Consider the following 5,583-nt stretch of genomic DNA (forward strand, 5'->3'; position numbering starts at 1 on the left):
TATCGAACGACATGCTCATCTGATCCAGCTGTACCTCATGGTAGAGTTAGGCTATGAACTACCGGATTTAGACGAGTTATTGCTGTGGGCGTCGCGGGATCCAAATCCACACAGGGAACGGTTACGTGAGCAGATTGAATGGGGTGAGTTCACCTTTGATCACCACTAAACTAGAACGTATGGGGTCATCAGTACTAAGACACTGACCGATCTATAGACGGGATGCAGAGTATGTATGAGGACGACCGCCCTCCGTTGCCTGATTGGATTCTTGGCGTCTACGAGACGGTTCTAGAGTACGTAACAGACCAACGTGAATCTACCCCGGACGGAGAGCCATCCATTCCGACGCTGTCACGTGACCAGCTTACGGAGATCGTCCTCACGACTGATCTCGAGGTCGAACCACAGGACGTTGATCACGCCGTTGACCGCCTTCACGATCGTGGGTATCTCTACGAAGTGGATGAAGGACTTCGCGTGACAGACGTCTCATACGAGTGATGAGCGATCTACAGATCGGTGTGAATGATGGCGATCCCGATCACTGCGAGAGAATCCACGAGACGCGGTTACGCAACCAGTTCGTCGACGTACTGTGACTCCCACTCTCGACGATCTTCGATCTCTCGTCTGCCACGACGCGTCACCGAGTAGACGTTCGTTCGTTTATCTTTCTGGCCTTTTTCGAGAAGCCCCTTGTCGACGACCGTATCGAGATTGGGGTAGAGCCGGCCGTGATGGATTTCCGTTTCGTAGTAGTTCTCGAGTTCGTCTTTGATCGCGAGCCCGTGGGGCTCGTCCAATCCTGCAGCAACGTACAGGAGATCGCGCTGGAAGCCGGTCAGATCGTACATATGACTCTCGACTAACTAGATCGGCTTAACTGTTTGGAATTATACCCATTTCCTCTGAAAGGCATCTGTGTAAACGGCTTACGCCTGTGAGGAAAGCATAGAGTTTCATAGGGAGTCTGGAGCTTTTGAGAGTAAGCCCAACTGAGTGGCCCGGCGTCCCCGCTGCTCACGGAGAGCATGAGGAGGGGCGGGAAGGGGAATCCCGCCCCGAGTACGTACAGGACACAGCCCACTCATCAATGTCAGGTTCGCCACGTGGGCTATGCACGTGAGTGTCTTGCATCCACGAATATAATCGTACCGATGGCGAGCCTTGTGCAACATTTAGCCCCTCCACAGAAAGGCATCGTTGCACAAGGCTCGGATGCGCGAGACACCTTCGTGAGCCCCGCCCTAGCCACCCAAATGGGACGATCCTCTACCCCATACGGCTTGTTGACGAGTAGGACAGCGAATTCTACAAATGGACTCTCTGTGTTGCCTATGAAGGCTCGCATAGCGGCGTGTAAGCGGTGCGAGCAAGATCGGACCGCCGATGGGACTTATTGGAAGACGGACGGATGCCCAAGAACAGAGACCGTTGAACTGGCGATCTCGTCTGAGAGACGGCGATTAGTGGGCTTCGAGAAGTGACCATGCTCGTTGATCGGTAAAGTCGAGATGCTAATAAAATATATAAGTCGAGTCGAACTATTATGCCGCATGCGGCATCAGAGCTCAAGAAATAATATCGAAGACGACGCCACCGGAGCGGCAGGTACGTCGATCGGCTTCGCCCTCCCCGTCCGAGATTCGGCGTTGTTCAAACACGGCGCCACACCACACATCCTTAACTTCCTTAGCGACAATCCGGACATCGACGTTTCGATCCGACAGCTCTCCCGGGTCGTCCCAATGAGCGAGCGGGCGACCCGTGAAGCGGTCAACGCTCTCGAGACGAACGACCTCGTCCAGACGTACAATCAGGGAAACGCACGGCGCGTTCACATCAACAGAGCCCGGCTCGACAAGCCAGAGGATCCGATCCGAAGTATCCCACAGACGGAGTTCCAGACGCCCGCCCGCGTTGCCTGTCGCTACATCGATGACGAGCTCAACGGCGTCAGAGGAATCATTCTCTTCGGGAGCGTGGTCCGCGGGACCGCAGACAGACAGAGTGATATCGACCTATGGGTGCTCGTCGCCGAAGATCACCTGCAACAACGCCACGAAGCCAATAAACTCGCAACCAATCTCGAAGAGCTTCAGATTCCCCCCACGATCGCTCTCGCAGATGCGACAGAAGCCGACTTCGAGGCGAACTGGAAGCAGATCAGAGCGCAACTCGAAGCCGACGACCAGGACTGGGCGTCAGCACAGCGATATTCGTTCGAAATTATCGTCGAGACACCGGAGTCAATTCTTTCACAATCCGACCGAGTTGAGGCCGACCAGCTCTTCGGGCAGGGCATCACACTACTGTCGTCGGAACTGCTTGAACGGGTCAAGATGGAGATCCTCAGTGATGAGTGACCCCAGCGACCTCCTCGAAGAGATCGCGGCAGCCGAGGACGCGTTCAGCCACGCGAGCGGGCGCCCGAGGTTCGAACCCAACCTCAACTCCGGACCGGACGCCGACGAGAGCGAGGTCCAAATTCAGAAAGCGTGTCGGCTGCTCTCGCTGGCACACGAAATCGATGACCTCGGTGAGTACTACGGATCGATCCTCGAACACTCATTCATCGTTATCGAGCACACGCTTCAGGGGTATCTACTGGCCGTAACCGGTACCGATCCGACCGAGCTCCGAGACCACGACTCGCCCTATGAGTTCGCGAAAGGGCAAGTTCCACTCGAGGACGACACAATCGAGTCACTGAAACGGCTATACGACGCTCGCCGGACGACCCATTACTACGGGACAACGGTCACGACAGCAGACCAGGCCGAGAGAATGCGGACAGTTGCGACACTCGTCCACGAGCATATCGTCACGTTCGACTCCGAACTCGAACAGTTCTGTCTTTGCTGAACCCATCCTTTGTCCCCTCATTCGTGTACGCTAGGTGTGCCAGATCCCGAGATCCCTGAGTCTCTCGATGATCAAAGACCCTCTTGAGCACTGACTGACGGTCCGAGATCGGCGGCTCCTCGTCAGTCATATCTACGCCAATTCTCGGCGTAGAGAGAGAGTTTGTAAAGTCAACTACCTATTCAGACATGCCTGCGCTATTGTAGAATAGTTTTCTATTCGAGAATAGTATAAAGGACGGCAGCAAACTAACCAACGAATGATGGCCTCAGAAGAGCGTACCGGTTGGTATGAGATGGCACTTAATACCCAACAAACCACTGGCCAGAACTCTCGATAGAAGGGCAGACATCTTCAGCAAATACTCGTCAGAGCAGTTCTGGCAAGTTATTCGCCACGCCGAAGGGATAGCCGAAAACAAGAGGCAGTATTTGAAAATGCTCCAATAGATCAAAGTGGGGATCAACGCCCCCTCCCCCCATTTTCGAGTTGTAAATAAGGGAGGGGAAGTCAAGACAGTATTTTATGATGAGAAGAAACGCATCTCACGGCTTATCCATCCCCGTTTTCGAGTAGTAACGAGAATGAACGACGAAGGCCATCCCCCCATTTTCGAGTTGTAGTTCGACTCAAAACGTGCACACACTCCGTTTTCGCGTAGTAAGAAGTGAAGGGGTCAAATCAGTTATCAGTACGGAAATTTTTCAACCGTTCGCGAACAACGGCAGTGATAGTCGCGTCTTCGTGTGCTAAATCAGCGAATCGAGAATCCTCACGAATCGTCTCCATAATCGTCTCGGGATCCTCAGAGAGAGAGAAATACATATGCACTCCCCTCCCCCTTCCCTTGCCTCGCCGTTCGAAGTCTAATACACCATATGTACTCTGCTCAGTGACGTGGTTCACGAATGTTTCGCGACTGTACTGATCCACATCCATCGTCTCAGCAATGAATTGGTACGTCTTGAACGCAGGCCCAGCCGGGATCCACTCGGGATGGTCTGTCGCATAGTGGGCAGTTGCCGCCACGGCATAGATTGAAAGTTTCTTTTGCGTTGAAGTCCCGCTGATATGGCGGAGTTTTCGATTCTCGGTATATTTCTCTTGGGCCTCACGAACATCATCCTCGGTAACCGTGTCAGCACCACGTCGCTCTGCCAGTTCGCCAGCCCACCTGAGGAGATCAATCGCTTTTCGAGCGTCGCCATGCGTTTGAGAACCGAATGCAGCCACAAGTGGAATGACGTCTTCTGAAAGTGATCCCGATTTGAAGGCGTCACGACGGTATTTGAGTATGTGACGGAGTTGTGTTGCATCATAATCATCGAAGAAGATGTCATCAGGGTTGTAGGAACTCTGTGCCCGACTATTGAGATTCTTCATGAAGTCAGCGTAGTTAGTGATAGTCGTAAGCGAGATTGGTCCACCAAAGTCGGCGAGTTTTCGAGCGCGCGAAAGCTGATAAATAAGAGAATTGTACTCTGCTTCCTGATATGGCCCCTCAAGCATATCAATTTCATCGAGAATGAAGATTACACCATCGTAATAAGCACGCATTAACTCGTACAGGCGCTCAAGCTTCTGATCCGTTGAGACACCGGTTTGAGGAACTCCAGGATCGACATCCAGATCGTTAGCAGCAGCTTTGACTAACCGATAGACGGCACGGTCTGCAGTCTTCGGCCCCTCGCAGTTGATAGAGAGAACACCGAACGTCTTTCCTTGGGACTCACACAGTTCGACGATCTGTTTACAGACTGCGTGGATGATGAGCGACTTTCCCGTCCCAGAGGGGCCACTCAAGAGCATATCTGGAAGGCCTTCGTTCTGGAGAACCGGTTTCAAGTTGTCAACGACGCGGCCCAGCTGATCATTGCGACCGACAATACGATCCTCATCGATGATGGTATCCGACCGGACAAGGTCCTTATTAGCGAAAACGCCGCCAGATGACTCAGTTTGAAGCCGTTCCCGAATTGAGATACCATCACTGTCGTCGTTCAACATTTCTTGAGGCGAATCGACAGATTCCGATCCATTTTCGAACGTCATTTGTGCCGTTTCGGGAGGATCTCTCTGCTCGCTTATCGAGTCAGAGGTCCCAGGATCAGCTGAGGGGGATTCATCATCTTTCCCACCTGTCTGGTGATCCGAACCCTCTCGTCCCATTATGAACCCCTCGAACTCTGGGTATAAAAATTTAGACCCTTGTGGAGTTGTAACCGGCTGAAAACAGGGGATATGAATCGACAGGCACGTACTCTCAAAAAAAGGGCGTTACCGTCTTCGGAATCTATTGCCCTCCGTTGTCGAGTTGTAACTGGCCGGCGAGGATTCCAATCGTTGATTTTATTCTCGATCACACCCCCCGTTTTCGACTTGTAAATTTTGAGGGGAGATAACACACCTGATTCACTCCCCGTTGTCGAGCTGTAAGAAGCGAGAGAGTATTACATATTGGTGACTCGAGGAAGATTCTCGATAGAGGACCTCGGATATAGCCCCCGTTTTCGAGGAGGAGAGTCTAAGATTGGCGTGGAGAACTTCGTTTAGCCGTCTGTAGATGACTAGTAGAACGAGTCGTTTAGTGAAGCTTCAACTCTGAACTTGCTGGTCCTCGTCAATTTCAACCGGGTAGAGTCGCCGTAGCTTGATTCGTGCGTCGTCGGTGGTGAACTGCCAATCGATGAGTCGGTCAACCGCGTTCCGATGCTC

Annotated in this window: 5 protein-coding genes and 1 pseudogene; 4 read left to right on the forward strand and 2 right to left on the reverse strand. The window is 52.6% G+C overall.

Going from position 1 to position 5,583, the window contains the following annotated elements:
- Together LCF40_RS22780 and LCF40_RS22785 are read left to right on the forward strand one after the other, a co-directional pair.
- Positions 1–169, forward strand: a pseudogene (locus LCF40_RS22780) (IS4 family transposase); the annotation flags it as partial.
- A 62-nt stretch (positions 170–231) separates the two neighbouring features.
- The gene (locus LCF40_RS22785) at positions 232–504 is read left to right on the forward strand and encodes a hypothetical protein (protein ID WP_224830413.1); all 273 of its coding nucleotides are present in this window, start codon (positions 232–234) and stop codon (positions 502–504) included.
- A 68-nt stretch (positions 505–572) separates the two neighbouring features.
- Here the strand turns inward: LCF40_RS22785 and LCF40_RS22790 are convergent, their stop codons facing one another.
- Positions 573–857 carry a helix-turn-helix transcriptional regulator gene (locus tag LCF40_RS22790; protein ID WP_114578745.1) on the reverse strand — a complete coding sequence of 95 codons (285 nt, stop codon included), beginning with the start codon at positions 855–857 and terminating at the stop codon, positions 573–575.
- 798 nt (positions 858–1,655) lie between these two features.
- On the opposite strand from LCF40_RS22790, the gene LCF40_RS22795 reads away from it, so the two are divergent.
- A complete protein-coding gene (locus tag LCF40_RS22795; protein WP_224830414.1) occupies positions 1,656–2,369 on the forward strand; it encodes a nucleotidyltransferase family protein in 714 nt (237 codons plus the stop codon).
- Entirely contained in the window at positions 2,362–2,868 is a 507-nt protein-coding gene (locus LCF40_RS22800) for a DUF8154 family protein (protein WP_224830415.1), read from the forward strand. The genes LCF40_RS22795 and LCF40_RS22800 overlap by 8 nt, the downstream gene beginning before the upstream one ends.
- 681 nt (positions 2,869–3,549) lie before the next feature.
- Here the strand turns inward: LCF40_RS22800 and LCF40_RS22805 are convergent.
- A complete protein-coding gene (locus LCF40_RS22805; protein ID WP_380682606.1) occupies positions 3,550–4,875 on the reverse strand; it encodes a Cdc6/Cdc18 family protein in 1,326 nt (441 codons plus the stop codon).
- Positions 4,876–5,583: the final 708 nt, after the last annotated feature.

Origin of the sequence: Saliphagus infecundisoli (genome assembly GCF_020177375.1) — an archaeon.
GTDB lineage: Archaea > Halobacteriota > Halobacteria > Halobacteriales > Natrialbaceae > Saliphagus > Saliphagus infecundisoli.